Source organism: Arenimonas sp. SCN 70-307 (assembly GCF_001724815.1).
Lineage (GTDB): Bacteria > Pseudomonadota > Gammaproteobacteria > Xanthomonadales > Xanthomonadaceae > Arenimonas.
In genome coordinates this window covers 147,768-163,180 of sequence record NZ_MEDO01000001.1, presented here as the reverse complement: position 1 = coordinate 163,180, position 15,413 = coordinate 147,768, and the positions used below count along the sequence as shown (strand labels likewise).

The following is a 15,413-nucleotide window of genomic DNA, read 5'->3' as shown; positions in this document are numbered from 1 at the left end:
TGCGCCCTCAGCGCTCGTCGAGCGCATGGTGGATGAGCACCACGCACTGCGAGGCGAACAGCATCTTTCGGCCCAGCGTCAGCTTCTTTGCGCCCAGGCGCTCGAGGCTGCCGAAGGTCTTCTTGGGCATGGGGATGTGGTCGGTAAGCAGGAAGCAGGGATTGCCCTCGAAGGCCTGCTCGCGGATCGGCGTGCCCTTGGGGTCCATGACGAAGAGCTGGTGGTCGATGGCCAGTTCCTGCACCAAGCGCTCGAAGCTGATGGTGCGCACGGTGACGCCCGACTCCACCGGCCGGCTTTCCTCCTTGCCCAGGCCGCGCGAGGCGTCGAGCGCGGCGGCCACCTTGCCCAGCAGCGCCCGCTCGTCGAAGCCGCCGATGCTGTGCATGGCGTTGACCTCGAAGCGGATGGTGCGCGAATAGTCCTGCGTGCTCTCGAGCACCAGGTACACCACCACGTCGGGCCGGTGCGACTGGGCCACGAAGATGGCGTTCATCAGCGTGTGCGCCAGGATCTCGGGGTGGGCCTCCTGGCCGATGGCCGCCAGCAGCCGCTGGCTGTCGGTGGGGGCGGCGCGGGCGCGCAGGACGAAGGTTCGCATGGCCGGATTGTCACCGAGGCCCAGCGGATTCGCCAGCCACGCGGCACTACCCTCGCCCGCCGCCCGGCAGTAGGCTGGCCTCCCTGCTGGCAGCCCGGAGAAAGCCCATGAGTTACGTCGATGGTTTCGTGATGGCCGTGCCCACCGCCAACAAACAGGCATTCATCGACTTCGCCAACCGGTTCGACCCGATTTTCCTCGAGTTCGGCGCCATCCGCGTCACCGAGTGCTGGGGCGACGACGTGCCGCACGGCAAGCAGACCGATTTCTTCCGCAGCGTGGCCGCCAAGGACGACGAAACCGTGTGCTTCTCCTGGGTCGAATGGCCCGACAAGGCCACCCGCGACGCCGGCATGAAGAAGATGATGGAGGACCCGCGGATGGACCCGAAGGAGAATCCGATGCCCTTCGACGGGGCGCGGATGATCTACGGCAGCTTCGTGCCGGTCGTGGACATCTCCTGACGCAGCCGTAGCATCCTGCCGAAGCGACGGAAGTCCCCATCGGGCTCAATCGCAGATGATGGTTCCCGCGTCTATCGCAGGCTGCTTACCTCGATGGCGCTGGATATGCAGCGCTTCTCCGGCCAAGGGCTCGCGGAAGTAGCGCTCCGCCTGGGCACAAACCGTGGCCTTGGCCTCGGCCAGGCTGGCCTGCCCCAGGTTGACGATCACGACGCGCTTGCCGCCGATGGTGGACGTCCCCGCCACCGACACGCCGCGCTGGCGCGTGCGCAGGGCCTCGGCGGCGGCGACACGCTGGCTCTCTGCCGCTTCGCGCCGGAGGTTGGCATTGAAGCGTTCCATCTCCGCATCTGCCCGTGCCGCGGCCTCCCTGAACTCGCGGGCAACGAGATAGGAGTGCACGGCGTAGGAGTAGAAGGGATAGGCCATCGCCACAAGGAGGAAGATGCCGACCCCGACCCAGAATCGGTCTGGGCCAGAACGTCTTGGGGCGGCGATCTTCGCCCGGTTTCGAAACTCCACTTCCGAAAATGCATCGATTTTGGGATCAGGCATGGCTGGACCTCGGCCGGATGGGCCGTGTCAGGTTACCCGTAAGCGGCCGCAGCGTGACCCGAGAGGATTTCGCTACCCGCCCATTTGCTCGCCCAAGCTCCACGTATTCTCGGCAATGTTCATGACGGCCCCTGGTGCCTTCCACGGGACGGGGAGAGACTACCGAAACGGCGCCTTGCTCAGAGTTTGTGAGAAAAAGCCTCGCTTGTAGTGGGAGCAGTTGGACTTGGAGAATTGAGACGCGAGCGCCGATCCTGGAAGCAAGGCGGTCGCGTTCGTGGAAAAGGAGCATGCATTGGCCCGACGGAATGAGGGTGGTTTCGAAATCCTGACCAAACTGCCCTGGCCCGTAGGATTTGTGGCGGGCATCTTGGCGTTTCTGGCGGTCCGCTACGGCATCCCTTGGTATCTGGCCCAGTCAGGTGGACCCATCGGCAAGGCCTTTGCGACCGGAGGCGCTGGGAGCAGCCTGTCATTGCTGGCTTGGGTGCTCCTGGGGGTGTGCTGGCTGGCTGCCGGCCTCTCGTTCCTCGGGCGCAAGCAACGCGCCCGTCTGTACGATTCGCAGGCAGCCCGTCTGCAACTGGAGGCCCTTAGCTGGCGTCAATTCGAACAGCTGGTCGGCGAGTGGTTTCGGCGCAATGGTCACTCCGTAGCCGAGACGGGTGGCGGTGGCAGCGACGGCGGCGTCGACCTCGTGGTCCGCAAGAACGGTCGGAAGGAGCTGGTGCAATGCAAACAGTGGCGACGCCGGAAGGTGGACGTCGCCACCGTTCGGGAAATGTGGGGGCTTCTGCAGCACCACCGGGCCGACGCAGTCTGGATCGTCAGTCTTGGCCCGTTCACCAGCGATGCCGCCCGCTTCGCCAACGGAAAGCCAATTCAGCTGGTAACGGGCGCGCAGTTGATTTCGGCAATGCGCCCAACGCCAGGCCTGTCGGACGGGCCGGCGAGAGAAACGTATGCGGGCACGGACGCGCAGCCGTGCCCGCGCTGCGGCAGCCCGATGGCCCGACGGCAGAACCGGAAAACCGGCGAGGCCTTTCTGGGCTGCACGTCGTTTCCGCGTTGCCGGGAAACGCAGGCGCTGCCGGGCTGAATACTCTGGTCAACCCTCAAGCGACGACTTCCTGGCGAATCTGCTTGCCAACGTCCGCAACCCAGACCCGGCCGTGCGCTTCGACATGGTCCTGAGCATCGCCACCCGCGACCTGGTGGCCGAGGGTTTCGCCTTCGCCATTCGCATGGCCCGCACCCTGGACCCGTCGCTGGTGGCCCGCCCGCTGGGCGCGGTGCGCGAGGCCATCGTGGCCGGCCCCGCCTACCTGGCCGAGCATGCCTCCGACGGCATCACTGAACCCAACGACCTGAGCTGGACCCAACGGCCCTACGTCTGGCACGAAAGCGACGGCGAGGAGCTGTTCGTGGTGCTGGATGGCGTGGTGGACTTGCACTACGCCAGCTGCGAACACGAAGCGCCGCAGGTGGTAGAGCTTAGGCCGGAGCAGATTGCGTTGTTATGAGCCGGGGACTGGTATGTGGCGCATCCGCGGGGGTGGCGAGAATACTATTGATTGAGCGGAATGACTCTCATCGACAAATGGCCTCGCTCGCACTCAGCACACCCGAACAGCGATGCTCATCTATTTGACTCAACATTCACGACAACTCCGAAGCCAACCGAACCTCAGCGCCAGAACCAGAGCAAAGCCAACAAACCTTCGCACCGTCGCGATCACATCTAGTTCGCGACAGTCACTAAACGCGGCTTCGGGCCGACCACAATCCTAAGGTGACGGGAGGAGCGGATTTGAAACCTCATCAATAGCGATTCGTGCAACCGCCCTCTGCAACTCCAACTCCAACGCACGAGAGAAGACAGACTCCTTGTCGGCAATAACGCCCGAGAACGCCGGAACCTTCCCAAGAATCTCCTTGGCCATAACGAAATTCCCTGCCTTCATCTCCTCCGCGCTCTGGTAGAGGGCCAAAATCATCTGCGACGAACGATTCCTAGAACGAACTAAGGAACTCATGGCACGCGCATAAAGATCCCTGCCATCTCCAACGAATCCTCGCCGGTAGGACAACAATCCTCCCGTAGCACAATAGACCGCATAGTTTTCACTTTCTGGCGAAGGCTCCGCCAACTGAAGGAACTCCCTTCCGGCCTCCACAATTCGATCCTGCTCAGCCAAAGCCACGACCAGATTATTCCTGAGAACCCAGTCTCCGGGATTCATCCGCAACCCAAATACCGCAAACCTCTCAGCCAGCACGTGATCCCGCAGAAAAGTCGAAGCAAGAAATGACCCCTGAGTTGCAGGGCGCGTAGAGAAAGGTTCGTCAATAAGCCAACCAATCGCCGATTCCGCCGCCAAAGCCCAATCACCACGGTAAAAGCTTGACCAGCACTTCGCCTCAAAAGCGGCATCTTGCTCAATTGACTGATTCTTTAGCGAGTCAGCAACTGGCAGGCTCAATTGATGCGAGAGCCAAACCGCCTGAGCCAAGGCATTCTCCGTTGGATGAATGCTGCTTGCAGCAATCAGCTGCTTTGCCTTTTTAGATCGCCCGGACATCACCTCCTGGGTTGCAACAGCCATCCCAAGTTCTGAATGCTGTGTTGAAAGAGACTTGCGTCCTTCAACAAGCTGTCGCGCCGCTACCGAAAATCTACTTGAACGCCCACCACCCTGAGAAATGGCGAGGTGAGCCGATAGCAGCCAAGGATCTTTCGCGACCCCGCCTGCACGCTCAATCACTGACAATGCGTCCTTTCGGCCATCATGGTGCAAATAGAGTCGCGCAGCACTGCGCACTATAAGGCGATGCGAGCCAGACACCTGAATTGCGGCACGCATTGCGCTCTCAGCACCATCCTTGTCTCCGAGCAGGTTTAGCGCATAGGAAAGATCATGCCAGTGAAAACCGTTCCTCGGCTGCAGCCTGGCTCTCTTTCTTAGCTCACTGGCGTAGCGATCGGTTATTGACTCGGAGAATCGGTCCAACTCGCCTATCGATGCTGCGCCAACGACCACGTCATCTTCATTTCCACCAAGAACTGCAGTGGCGGCCCTCTGAAGTGGCACGGAAACCCGATCACCTGAAGCGCGAACCGCGTGAGCCAATTCCATCAACCGAGCTTTGTTCTGCTCAACCAGCGCCGCGGAAAATGCGTCCGCCAGAAGCCCAACACTCGGCGCCGAGACCCAGTGTTGATAGGCAACTTCAGACCAGTCCGCAACAGGCGGGCCAACATCTAGTAACCGCTCTTTGGACGCCGATGCCTCAGGAGAACTCGCGAATAGCGCAGATGGCCGCCACCGTGGGACGACGTTCCGATCCTTGATCCCGCCGAAGCCGCTAGCCGCCATTTCTAACTATTTTCCTTTCAGCGTATGCAACTCGCCTAGAGAGTAGCGCAAGTCTTGATACATATCGCTGCACCGAGTACTGCTCAAACAAACTTCCCCTGTGCGCAGGACTACCACGAAGCTCAGGATCCGGCTCACACAACTCTTTCAGAATTAATAGAAGATCAGCACTGACCGGGTCCGAGAAGCAAGCTGCAATCTCCTCGAACGCCTTCTCGTATGCATCCCGAACAAACGGGAAGACTTCTTTGTAGGTCCCCAGCCAGCTAACACAGTCCTTGCCATCCGCAATGTGCTGGCGAACAACCGCATTCATGCTCAGCCCCGTGAAGAGAAAAACACCTAGGCTCCCCAACGCATACAAGTCCGCAGCGACCCTGCGCACCAACCAGTCCGAACTAAGCTGCCCGTACTGGAGCTCCGGCGGCGCAACGGACCAGCCGCCAGGCACGCGCATTCCATCGCGGGGACACCCCCGACCCTTGAGCGAAGCGCAACCGAGATCAGATATCTTGAACTGCTTTCCCGACTCATATGTGAGGACGTTTGAAGGCTTAAGGTCTTGGTGCGCAAGCTGGGCCAGATGCAGTTGCTGGAGACCAACCGCCACTTCATGCATCAGCGCAATTGCCCAATTTCTATCCACAAATCCGAAGCTGCTTATCGCTTTTCGGACATCACCCTCCGCAGGTTCAAATAGCAAAAATGGCACTCGGCCAAGCGGGCCCGCGTCCACCCGAACGAAACCGCTATCCAGTGCGCGGACGACGTGCGTCATCCCTTGGCCCGCGCACATCTCCAGCATTTCAATTTCAAATCGAAACGACCCTATTGCCTCGTCTAAAGCAGCGAAAAGATCATCAGATTGAAGCGCCTGAGAAAAATCTAGTGCCTTCAGGAAGGCCAGCTCACCAGCGTCATTTCGCGCCAGATATCCAACTGAAAAATGCCCGCCTGTTTGCCCCTTGAGCCGCTCAATCTTTCTTAGGACAGTCCAACCGGATTCCAGCATCAGCCCCTCAAGTTGTTCAGCAGGAGAGATCTCATCACTCACCGCAACCTGATCAGACATAACTTCCCTCACATATTCCGCCGATACTCCCCACCCACCTCATACAGCGCATGGCTGATCTGGCCGAGGCTGTGGGTCTTCACTGCCTCCATCAACGCGGTGAAGATGTTTTGGCGGTCGCGGGCGGTTTGCTGAAGATTTCTCAGGGGAGTTGAGGGGCCCTCTCCGGTGCCCTCTCCCCGGCCCTCTCCCGGGGGGAGAGGGAGAACAGCGGCGTTGCGGGCCTGCTGGAAGAGTTTGACGTTGGCGATTTGCTGGGCCTTTTCGGGCTCGGTGGAGCGGATGAGCTCGATTTCGGTGGCCACTTCGCCGGCGTGGTCCTTGGGCAGGAAGGTGTTCACGCCGATCAGCGGCAGGCTGCCGTCGTGCTTCTTGTGCTCGTAGTACAGGCTTTCTTCCTGCGCTGGTACATGGTGTCCATGGCGCCCAGCACGCCGCCGCGCTCGCTGATGGCCTCGAACTCCTTGTACACGGCCTCTTCCACCAGGTCGGTGAGCTGCTCCACGGCGAAGCTGCCCTGCCAGGGGTTCTCGTTGAAGTTGAGGCCCAGCTCCTTGTTGATGATCATCTGGATCGCCACCGCGCGGCGCACGCTTTCCTCGGTGGGCGTGGTGATCGCCTCGTCGTAGGCATTGGTGTGCAGGCTGTTGCAGTTGTCGAACAGCGCGTACAGCGCCTGCAGCGTGGTGCGGATGTCGTTGAACTGGATCTCCTGGGCGTGCAGCGAACGGCCCGAGGTCTGGATGTGGTACTTGAGCATCTGGCTGCGCTCGTTGGCGCCGTAGCGCTCGCGCATCGCCCGGGCCCAGATGCGGCGGGCCACGCGGCCGATCACCGTGTACTCCGGGTCCATGCCGTTGGAGAAGAAGAACGACAGGTTCGGCGCGAAGTCGTCGATGTGCATTCCGCGCGCCAGGTAGTACTCCACGATCGTGAAGCCGTTGCTGAGCGTGAAGGCCAGCTGCGAAATCGGGTTCGCGCCGGCCTCGGCGATGTGGTAGCCCGAAATCGACACCGAGTAGAAGTTACGCACCTTCTGGTCGACGAAGTACTGCTGGATGTCGCCCATCATGCGCAGGGCGAACTCGGTGCTGAAGATGCAGGTGTTCTGCGCCTGGTCTTCCTTGAGGATGTCGGCCTGCACGGTGCCGCGCACCTGGCGCAGGGTCTCGGCCTTGATGCGCTCGTACACCTCGGGCTCCACCAGCTGGTCGCCGGTGACGCCCAGCAGGCCCAGGCCCAGGCCGTCGTTGCCTTCGGGCAGCGGGCCGGCGTATTCGGGGCGCGGCTTGCCTTCGAAGAACTTCTCGATATTCGCGTGCGCTTCGTCCCAGCGCGCCTGGTCCGCGCGCAGGTACTTCTCCACCTGCTGATCGATGGCGGTGTTCATGAACATCGCCAGGATCATCGGCGCCGGGCCGTTGATGGTCATGCTCACGCTGGTGGTCGGTGCGCACAGGTCGAAGCCGGAATACAGCTTCTTCATGTCGTCGAGCGTGGCGATGGACACGCCCGAGTTGCCGATCTTGCCGTAGATGTCCGGGCGCTCGGCCGGGTCCTCGCCGTAGAGCGTGACGCTGTCGAAGGCCGTGGACAGTCGTGCGGCCGGCTGGCCCACGCTCAGGTAGTGGAAGCGGCGGTTGGTGCGCTCGGGCGTGCCCTCGCCCGCGAACATGCGGATGGGGTCCTCGCCGGTGCGGCGGTACGGATACACGCCGCCGGTGTAGGGGTAGTGGCCCGGCAGGTTTTCCTTGCCCAGGAAGACCAGCAGCTCGCCCCAGCTGCGCCAGTGCGGCGCGGCGATCTTGGGGATCTTCTGGTGGCTCAGGCTCTCGCGGTAGTTCTCGACGCGGATCACCTTGCCGCGCACGGTGTACTCGTTCACCTCGTCGGTGATGGCCTTCAGGCGCTCGGGCCACTCGCGCAGCAGGCCGATGGACTCGGCGCTCAGCGCCTTCACCGCGTCGTTGTAGCGCTGGCGCAGGGTGACGAGGCTGCGGTCCACCGTGGCCACCGGGCCGCCGGCGTTGTCGCCGGTGCTGGCGCCTTGGCGGCGCTCCCACTGGAACACCATCTTGCGGCGGTCGGGCAGGCCCTGGCGGCGCTCGCCGCACTCGGGCCAGGCGGGGCCGGACTCCTTGAGCGCGGCGCCGGTGCCGGGCGCGGGCACGATCAGGTGGTGCGGGTCGTACAGCTCCAGCGGCTTGGGCAGGCTCGGGTCGCCCAGCTCGCGCAGGGCTTCGTAGTAGTGCTGGGCGCGTTCGGCGGCCTCGGACTGGCGCTCGATCTTCGCGTTGGCCTGGCGGCCGGCCTCGGCGATCTCGGCCAGGTAGCGGGTGCGGTTGCCGGGGATGAGCACCGTGGCGCGCGGCTCGCGCAGCGTGGTGTCCACCTTGGGCTCGAAGTTCGCCTTGCCCTTCTCCCGCAGCAGGCGGCAGAGGTTGGCGAACATCCAGGTCACGCCCGGGTCGTTGAACTGGCTGGCGATGGTCGGGTAGACCGGCACGTCCTCGTCGGCCAGCTTGAAGGCGGTGCGGTTGCGCTTCCACTGCTTGCGCACGTCGCGCAGGGCGTCTTCGGCGCCGCGCTTGTCGAACTTGTTGAGCACCACCAGCTCGGCGAAGTCGAGCATGTCGATCTTCTCGAGCTGGCTCGGCGCGCCGAAGTCGCTGGTCATCACGTACACCGGGAAGTCGACCAGGTCGACGATCTCCGAGTCGCTCTGGCCGATGCCGGCGGTTTCCACCATCACCAGGTCGAAGCCCTGGGCGCGCAGGAAGGCCACGCAGTCCTTGAGTACGGCGTTGGTGGCCACGTGCTGGCGGCGGGTGGCCATCGAGCGCATGAACACGCGCGGGCTGCGCAGGCTGTTCATGCGGATGCGGTCGCCCAGCAGCGCGCCGCCGGTGCGGCGACGGGTGGGGTCGACGGAAATCACCGCGATACGCATTTCCGGGAAATGCTGCAGGAAGCGGTTCATCAGCTCGTCGGTGACGGACGACTTGCCGGCGCCGCCGGTGCCGGTCAGGCCCACCACCGGGGTCTTGCCGCCGGCGAGCTGCCATTCCTTGCGCAGGGTGGCGAGCTGGGCTTCGTCGTAGTGGCCTTGTTCGATGGCGGTGAGCACCTTGCCCACTGCAATCTCGCGGGAAAGAACGGGGTCAGGTTCACTTTTCCCCGCCGCCTTCTTGCCCTTGCCACCCGCTTCGGGGGAAAAGTGAACCTGACCCCGTTCTTTTGCCTCACGGGTGCGGCGCACGAGGTCTTCGATCATGGCCACCAGGCCCATCTGCATGCCGTCGTTCGGGTGGTAGATGCGCTCCACGCCGTAGGCCTGCAGTTCCTTGATCTCCTCCGGGGTGATGGTGCCGCCGCCGCCGCCGAACACCCGGATGTGGCCCGCGCCGCGCTCGCGCAGCATGTCCACCATGTACTTGAAGTACTCCATGTGGCCGCCCTGGTAGCTCGACAGGGCGATGCCGTCGGCATCCTCCTGCAGCGCGGCGCGCACCACGTCCTCGACGCTGCGGTTGTGGCCCAGGTGCACCACCTCCACGCCCTGCGCCTGGATCAGCCGGCGCATGATGTTGATGGCCGCGTCGTGGCCGTCGAACAGGCTGGCGGCGGTGACGAAGCGCAGCGGGCTGCGCTCGGGGTCGCGGTCGGGAAGCTGGCTGGCGGGCGTGCTCATGGGCGGTCTCACGGGAGCAAAAGGCGGAATCGCCCGATTGTAACGCCCTTCCCGCCACCGTGAACCGGGCCGCCGGCCCCTCTGCTACCATCCCGCGGCCTCCAAACAGGACCCCGAAATGAGCCGATCGCCCGCCACGCTGCTTGCCACGCTTGCCCTCCTGCTGTCCGCGGCCGCTCCCGGCTCGCAGGCCGCCGAACCCACTGTCGTGCTGGTCACCCAGGACCTGGCCACGCTGCACCGGGTGCAAGGCAGCTACTCGTATTCCCGGTCCTTCTACCAGCCCTATTACAGCGACACCGCGAGCATGCTGGGCGTCGCGATCGGCACGGCCATCGGCGAGCAGCACCTCGCGATCGTTGCCCAGAAGAAGCACAACGAAACGCTTCTGCCGCTCACCGAAACCCTGGGCGACAAGGGCCTTCGCTCCATCGTGCGGCTCGCGATCAACGAGGCCCTCGCCGAGAACGAAATGGACGTGCGCTCGCTCGCCTTCTTCGCCGAGTCCAAGGCCGACGAAAGGATGCTCAAGCGCATGAAGGTGCCCCGCGAGGCGTCCCGGTTCGTCTTCGTCGAGAACGGCCGCTTCGCCAACGGCGTCATGATGATGCCCCTGGCCATGCCGCCGCACCTGCGCCAGCTCCGCCTGTCCGTCGACATCGAGGTTCGCGAGGGCAAGCCCGACCGTAGCCGCCGCGTCGCCAAGCGCGACATCGTCTACTTCTCCACGCCGAGCGCGCTGGAAGACGAGGGCCAGCTGCTCGAGGCGCTGGCCAGCGACGAGCACGCCGCGTTGCGCAAGGAGGTCGGCGATGCCTTCCGCGAAGCGATTTCCCTGGCGATTTCCGACCGGGAATTCCCGGATGTCTCGCGCGACGACCGCATTGGCGCGATGGGCGCGGCCGGCCTGTCCGAGTTCAACGGCGTGCTGCTCGAACACACCGAGGGCCGGGCGCTGATCTGGACCCGTGGTGAAAGCCTGGTGTCGGTACCCGCCGAGCGGGTGATCACGGGCGCCGAGCTCGACGCGGCGCGCGAATCCGTCGCGCCCTGAGCCCTGCGGCCAGGCCGGTCAGGGCTTTAGCTGGCCGCCGCCCCTAGCCGCCCAAGGCCTTGCAGAAGGCCTTGGCGAAGGCGCTGCGGCGGATGTCGGCGTCGTCCCGGCTCTGGCCGGGCACCCGGTCCAGGCTGGCGCCCTGCAGGCGGTCGATGTCGGCGCCGCGGCGGAAGGCCACTTCGCGCTGGATGCGGGCGCGCTGGTGGTCCGAGAGCCCCGACTGCAGGGTCAGCTCGTTCTCGGCCAGCGAGCGCCAGGGCACGAACACGGCGTGCAGCAGGCCGTCGGCCAGGGTGAAGAAGCCGGCGCCGAACAGGTCCACGTGCACGGCGTGGGCCTGCAGCATCCAGTCGCCGCCATCGCGGTAACGCAGCGTGCTGGTGATGGTGCCGGTGGGGGCGATGGGCGGGCGGCCCAGCTTCTCGCGGCCGCTGAGCAGGATGCCGCGCAGGTCGCCGATGGGGTTGGACAGGGTTTCCTCGCCCACCCGCAGGATGACGTTGCCGCCTTCCCAGTCCAGGCCCGTGAGGTGGCCGTAGAGCATCTCGCCGCCCGACATCAACAGCAGCACCTTGTGCAGGTCGGGCTGCACCTCGCCCATCCAGCGTGGCGGCTGCGGCAGGCCGTAGAGCACACCGGCGCCGTAGCCGAAGCTGCCCGGGAGGTCGTCGACGCGGGGGGTCTCGTCCATGGGCGCGAGTTTAGCCAAGGCCTGGGGTCGGAGGTAATTTGCGAAGCAAATTACCTCCGACCCCAGGCATTCCTGCGACAAATTCGCGGGCGGGCGACCCGGCGCGCCTGCTACCCTCCCCGCTTCACTGGGGAGACACATGAAGAAGAACCGCCTGATCGCCGGCCTGGCCGGCACGCTTGCTTTCGCCTCCGCGCTGGCCAACGCCAACGCGCCCACCGTCGTGCTGGTCACCGACGACCTGCCGGAATTCCACGTAATGCAGGCCGAAAAGGGCTCCGAGTTCTACGTCGAGACGCCGCAGGTCGCCTACCAGCCGGTGATTGCCGGCGTGGACCCGATCTCCATGGCCATCGGCGGCGCCATCGGCATGGCCGCCGTGCGCCACCAGGCCGCCATCGACGCCCAGAAGCGCACCGACGAGCGGGTCAAGCCCCTGACCGAGAACCTGGACGAACAGGCCCTGCAGGCCCTGCTGCGCAAGAGCATCGGCCAGGCCCTCGCCGGGCAGGAAATGAACCAGACCGCCCTCGCCTACTTCGCCGAATCCCGCCCCGACCCGAAGCTGCTGATGCGCCTGAAGGCCGCCCGCAACGCCGAGCGCTTCGTGCTGGTGGGCAATGGCAGCGCGGCCAAGGAAATCATCAACATGCCGCTGATTTTCGACCCCAGCCTGCGCCAGCTGCGCCTGTCGCTGGACATCGAGCTGCGCGAGGGCAAGCACGACCGCAGCCGCCGCGTGGCGCGCCGCGACGTGACCGTCTTCACCACCCCGGCCGACTTCGCCGAGGGCGAAGACCCGCTGCAGGCCTGGGCCGCCGACGACCACGCCCGCCTGCGCGCGGTGGTCGACCTCGCCGTGGCCGAGGCCTTCGCACTGGCCACGTCGGACCGCGACCTGCCGAAGGTTCCGCGTGACGCCGCCATCGGCACCCTCAGCACGCAGGGCTTCGATGAGTTCGAGGCCGTGCTGGTCTCGCACGAGGAAGGCCGCGCCCTGCTCTGGACGCGCGACGACACCCTGGTGTCGATCCCGGCCGACGAAGTGGTCACCGGCGAAGCCCTCGTGGCCGCCCGCGCCGCCGAGGAAGTGCGCAAGGCCGGCCTCGACGGCGGCAACATGAAGGACGACGGCGTGGTGCCGGTGGTGGACGCAGTTGAAGCGCCGGCGGCCGACTGAGGCAGTCCAATGAGGCCCGCTTGACCCGCGACATGGTCAAGCGCGGCCCAACTGGCTACATTCGCCCCTGAGGTGATTCGGGGACGAGTGGATGGCCTTAGCAGCAAGGCTCCTTCGCGAGCTGCCGTGGTTGTTGGGCACGGGCCTGGCCTATGTCGCACTGGGCGTGCTCGCCGTGGCCCTTACCCGCCAGCCGGGCAACGTGGCCAGTGCCTGGGTCGCCAGCGCAATGCTGCTGGGCGTCATGTGCCGGCGACCGCACTTCCCCGCCGCGTACCTGGTTCTGGGCTTTGCCGGGCGCCTGGCGGTCGGCGCCCTGGCCGGCGACCCCTGGAGCCTGATGCTGTCCCACGCCTTCGCCAGCACGCTGGCCGTGGGCCTGTCGGTGTACGTACTGCGCCGATGGCAGGTGCCGGTGATGGGCCTGCCCGACGTGCGCGCCCTGGTGCTCCCCGTTTTCCTGGTGGGCATCGCGGGTCCCGCCCTGGGCGGCGTGGTGCCGGCCGTTGTACACGAGGCGCTGGGCACCGGTGAATTTCGCACGGTGTGGTTCACCTGGATCGTCGCCGCAGCCTTTGGTGCCGTGCTCATGCTGCCACCGCTGCTGGCCGCCACGGGCGATGCCTGGCGTCGACTTCAGGCCGGCACGGGAGCATGGCAGCTGGCGGCAGTGGCGCTGGGCACGTTGTTGGCCACGGCGCTGTCTGTCGGATACCTGAGCCGACCGTTCCTGCCAGCCACGGTTTCGCTGCTGGTGGCTGCTTTCATCTTCGGGCGGCTGGGCACCAGCCTGCTGTGCAGCGCGAACCTCGCGCTGATGGTCGGGCTTCGTCTGTACTTTGACTCCAATGCCCTGGCCGGCGCCGATGGCGGCGGCATCCGAAGCGCCGCGCTCGATTCGGTGGCTTTCAACCTCTACGCCGCGCTCGCGGCCGGCATTCCCTTGGTGGTGTCGGTACTGGCCGCACAGCGCAGGAATGCCATGCGGGAACTGTTCGAGGAAAAGCAGCTGGCGGAAACCACGCTGGGCTCGATCGGCGACGCCGTGATCACGGTCGACCCGCACTCGCGCATCACCTACCTCAATCGGGTGGCCGAGGACATGACGGGCTGGACCTCGGCCGAGGCCGTGGGGCGCCCCATCGACGACGTCATGCGCCTGCTCGATGCCGAGAGCGGCAGCCCCGGCCTGGCACCGCTGGCCATCGCCATGCGCGACCGGCGCATCGTCGGTCTGGCGCTGAACACGCTTTTGGTGGCGCGCGACGGTCGCAAGCTGCCCATCGAAGACTCGGCGGCACCGATCATCGGCATGGACGGCGAGCTGGTGGGCGGCGTGATGGTCTTCCACGACGTCAGCGAGTCGCGGGCCATGGCCCTGCGCATGTCGCACCTGGCCCAGCACGACTACCTCACCGACTTGCCCAACCGCGTGCTGCTGCAGGACCGACTGTCCCGCGCGCTGGCCGACCTGCCGCAGGGGCGCCGCGGCGGCCTGATCTTCCTGGACCTCGACCACTTCAAGATCGTCAACGACACCCTGGGCCACGAAATCGGCGACCTGCTGCTGCAGGCCGTGGCGCGGCGCCTGAGGGAGAACGTGCGGGAGGACGACACCGTGAGCCGCCAGGGCGGCGACGAGTTCGTAATCCTGATGCCGCGGCTTGCCGACCCGCGTGACGCGGCCTGGGTGGCCGAAAAGCTGATCGAAGCCGTCTCCGAGCCCTATTTCGTCGATGGCCACGAGCTGCGGGTCGGCGTAAGCATCGGCATCAGCCTGTTTCCCGAGGATGGCGACGAGGCCACGCTGCTGATGAAGCGCGCCGACGCGGCGCTTTACCACGCCAAGGAGCACGGGCGAGGCCGGTACGAGTACTACACCAACGCGATGAGCGAGCGCGCCGAACGCCGGCTCGAGCTCGAGCGCCGGCTGCGCCGGGCCATCCGCGAAGGCGAGCTGGTGCCCTACTACCAGCCCAAGGTGGACGCCCAGAGCCGCTGGATCACGGGTCTCGAGGTGCTGGTGCGCTGGCAGCCGACGGGCCAGCCGATGGTGCCCCCGGGCGAGTTCATCCCCACCGCCGAGGAATGCGGCCTGGTGGGCCAGATCGACGCCGAGATGCTGCGCCAGGCCTGCCGCCAGTGCCGGCAGTGGCAGCTTGACGGCCTGCTTGCGGTGCCGGTGGCGGTGAACCTGTCGCTGGCCCAGTTCGACGCCGAGTCGGTGCTGTCGCTGATCCGCGAGACCCTGTTCGAGACCGGGCTAGACCCGGGCTACCTGTCGGTGGAGATCACCGAGACCCAGGCCATGCGCGACACCGAACTCACCCGCGAGGTGCTGGCGGCGCTTAGGCAGATGGGCGTGCAGGTGGCCATGGACGACTTCGGCACGGGCTACTCAAGCATCGGCAACCTGCAGCGCTTCGGCTTCGACGCCATCAAGGTGGACCGCAGCCTCGTGGCCCCGCTGCCCGAGGGGCGCAAGCACATGACCATCGTGCGGGCCGTGACCGGCATGGCCCGCGCCTTCGAGTGCAAGGTCGTGGCCGAGGGCGTCGAGACCGAGGAACTGGCGCGACTGGCCGCCACGGCCGGCTGCAACGAACTGCAGGGTTACCTCTTCAGCCGCCCCGTGCCCGCCGCCGACGTCCCCGGGCTGCTACGCCGGGGACGCCTGGGGCCGGAGGTCGAAGCACCCGGGCCGGGAATGAAGTAGCGCCGCCGC

The 15,413-nt window shown here is 65.4% G+C and carries 13 protein-coding genes; 6 read left to right on the top strand and 7 right to left on the bottom strand.

All coding sequences use genetic code 11. The features are described from left to right. Window positions 1-7: 7 nt before the first annotated feature. The gene (trmY, locus tag ABS41_RS00765; RefSeq protein ID WP_290589039.1) at window positions 8-601 is read right to left on the bottom strand and encodes a tRNA (pseudouridine(54)-N(1))-methyltransferase TrmY; all 594 of its coding nucleotides are present in this window, start codon (window positions 599-601) and stop codon (window positions 8-10) included. Window positions 602-708: 107 nt separating this feature from the next. Between trmY and ABS41_RS00760 the strand changes: the two genes are divergently transcribed. Continuing rightward, the gene (locus ABS41_RS00760) at window positions 709-1,065 is read left to right on the top strand and encodes a DUF1428 domain-containing protein (RefSeq protein ID WP_290589036.1); all 357 of its coding nucleotides are present in this window, start codon (window positions 709-711) and stop codon (window positions 1,063-1,065) included. Between the two features lie 45 nt (window positions 1,066-1,110). Here ABS41_RS00760 and ABS41_RS00755 read toward each other — a convergent pair whose 3' ends face one another. Beyond that, window positions 1,111-1,620 (bottom strand): hypothetical protein, encoded by a 510-nt coding sequence (locus ABS41_RS00755; RefSeq protein WP_290589033.1) that lies wholly within the window; start codon window positions 1,618-1,620, stop codon window positions 1,111-1,113. Between the two features lie 277 nt (window positions 1,621-1,897). Between ABS41_RS00755 and ABS41_RS00750 the strand changes: the two genes are divergently transcribed. Beyond that, window positions 1,898-2,719, top strand: a complete 822-nt coding sequence (locus tag ABS41_RS00750) for a restriction endonuclease (protein WP_290589030.1) — start codon at window positions 1,898-1,900, stop codon at window positions 2,717-2,719. A gap of 31 nt (window positions 2,720-2,750) precedes the next feature. After that, window positions 2,751-3,143 (top strand): hypothetical protein, encoded by a 393-nt coding sequence (locus tag ABS41_RS00745; RefSeq protein WP_290589221.1) that lies wholly within the window; start codon window positions 2,751-2,753, stop codon window positions 3,141-3,143. 264 nt (window positions 3,144-3,407) lie between these two features. Here the strand turns inward: ABS41_RS00745 and ABS41_RS00740 are convergent, their stop codons facing one another. From ABS41_RS00740 to ABS41_RS00725, 4 genes are all read right to left on the bottom strand, one after another. Further along, entirely contained in the window at window positions 3,408-4,757 is a 1,350-nt protein-coding gene (locus tag ABS41_RS00740; RefSeq protein WP_290589027.1) for a hypothetical protein, read from the bottom strand. A gap of 229 nt (window positions 4,758-4,986) precedes the next feature. Further along, window positions 4,987-6,051: a protein kinase gene (locus tag ABS41_RS00735; RefSeq protein ID WP_290589024.1), complete on the bottom strand. Its 1,065-nt coding sequence runs from the start codon at window positions 6,049-6,051 to the stop codon at window positions 4,987-4,989. A 26-nt stretch (window positions 6,052-6,077) separates the two neighbouring features. Then, window positions 6,078-6,410 (bottom strand): hypothetical protein, encoded by a 333-nt coding sequence (locus tag ABS41_RS00730; RefSeq protein WP_290589020.1) that lies wholly within the window; start codon window positions 6,408-6,410, stop codon window positions 6,078-6,080. A gap of 5 nt (window positions 6,411-6,415) precedes the next feature. After that, window positions 6,416-9,760 (bottom strand): methylmalonyl-CoA mutase family protein, encoded by a 3,345-nt coding sequence (locus tag ABS41_RS00725; protein ID WP_290589017.1) that lies wholly within the window; start codon window positions 9,758-9,760, stop codon window positions 6,416-6,418. Window positions 9,761-9,878: 118 nt separating this feature from the next. Here ABS41_RS00725 and ABS41_RS00720 point away from each other — a divergent pair, with 118 nt between their 5' ends. Beyond that, a complete protein-coding gene (locus ABS41_RS00720; RefSeq protein ID WP_290589014.1) occupies window positions 9,879-10,814 on the top strand; it encodes a hypothetical protein in 936 nt (311 codons plus the stop codon). 43 nt (window positions 10,815-10,857) lie between these two features. Here the strand turns inward: ABS41_RS00720 and ABS41_RS00715 are convergent, their stop codons facing one another. Further along, entirely contained in the window at window positions 10,858-11,508 is a 651-nt protein-coding gene (locus ABS41_RS00715; protein ID WP_290589010.1) for a hypothetical protein, read from the bottom strand. A gap of 139 nt (window positions 11,509-11,647) precedes the next feature. Here ABS41_RS00715 and ABS41_RS00710 point away from each other — a divergent pair, with 139 nt between their 5' ends. Beyond that, window positions 11,648-12,688, top strand: coding sequence for a hypothetical protein (locus ABS41_RS00710; protein WP_290589007.1), 1,041 nt, complete (start codon window positions 11,648-11,650; stop codon window positions 12,686-12,688). Between the two features lie 91 nt (window positions 12,689-12,779). Continuing rightward, entirely contained in the window at window positions 12,780-15,404 is a 2,625-nt protein-coding gene (locus tag ABS41_RS00705; protein WP_290589004.1) for an EAL domain-containing protein, read from the top strand. Window positions 15,405-15,413: the final 9 nt, after the last annotated feature.

What these genes read in the sequence shown, in the direction of transcription:
- ABS41_RS00760 (WP_290589036.1), top strand. Translation starts at nt 709, where the DNA reads ATGAGTTACGTCGATGGTTTCGTGATGGCCGTGCCCACCGCCAACAAA.
- trmY (WP_290589039.1), bottom strand. Translation starts at nt 601, where the DNA reads ATGCGAACCTTCGTCCTGCGCGCCCGCGCCGCCCCCACCGACAGCCAG.
- ABS41_RS00720 (WP_290589014.1), top strand. Translation starts at nt 9,879, where the DNA reads ATGAGCCGATCGCCCGCCACGCTGCTTGCCACGCTTGCCCTCCTGCTG.
- ABS41_RS00715 (WP_290589010.1), bottom strand. Translation starts at nt 11,508, where the DNA reads ATGGACGAGACCCCCCGCGTCGACGACCTCCCGGGCAGCTTCGGCTAC.
- ABS41_RS00705 (WP_290589004.1), top strand. Translation starts at nt 12,780, where the DNA reads ATGGCCTTAGCAGCAAGGCTCCTTCGCGAGCTGCCGTGGTTGTTGGGC.
- ABS41_RS00740 (WP_290589027.1), bottom strand. Translation starts at nt 4,757, where the DNA reads ATGGAATTGGCTCACGCGGTTCGCGCTTCAGGTGATCGGGTTTCCGTG.
- ABS41_RS00725 (WP_290589017.1), bottom strand. Translation starts at nt 9,760, where the DNA reads ATGAGCACGCCCGCCAGCCAGCTTCCCGACCGCGACCCCGAGCGCAGC.
- ABS41_RS00710 (WP_290589007.1), top strand. Translation starts at nt 11,648, where the DNA reads ATGAAGAAGAACCGCCTGATCGCCGGCCTGGCCGGCACGCTTGCTTTC.
- ABS41_RS00755 (WP_290589033.1), bottom strand. Translation starts at nt 1,620, where the DNA reads ATGCCTGATCCCAAAATCGATGCATTTTCGGAAGTGGAGTTTCGAAAC.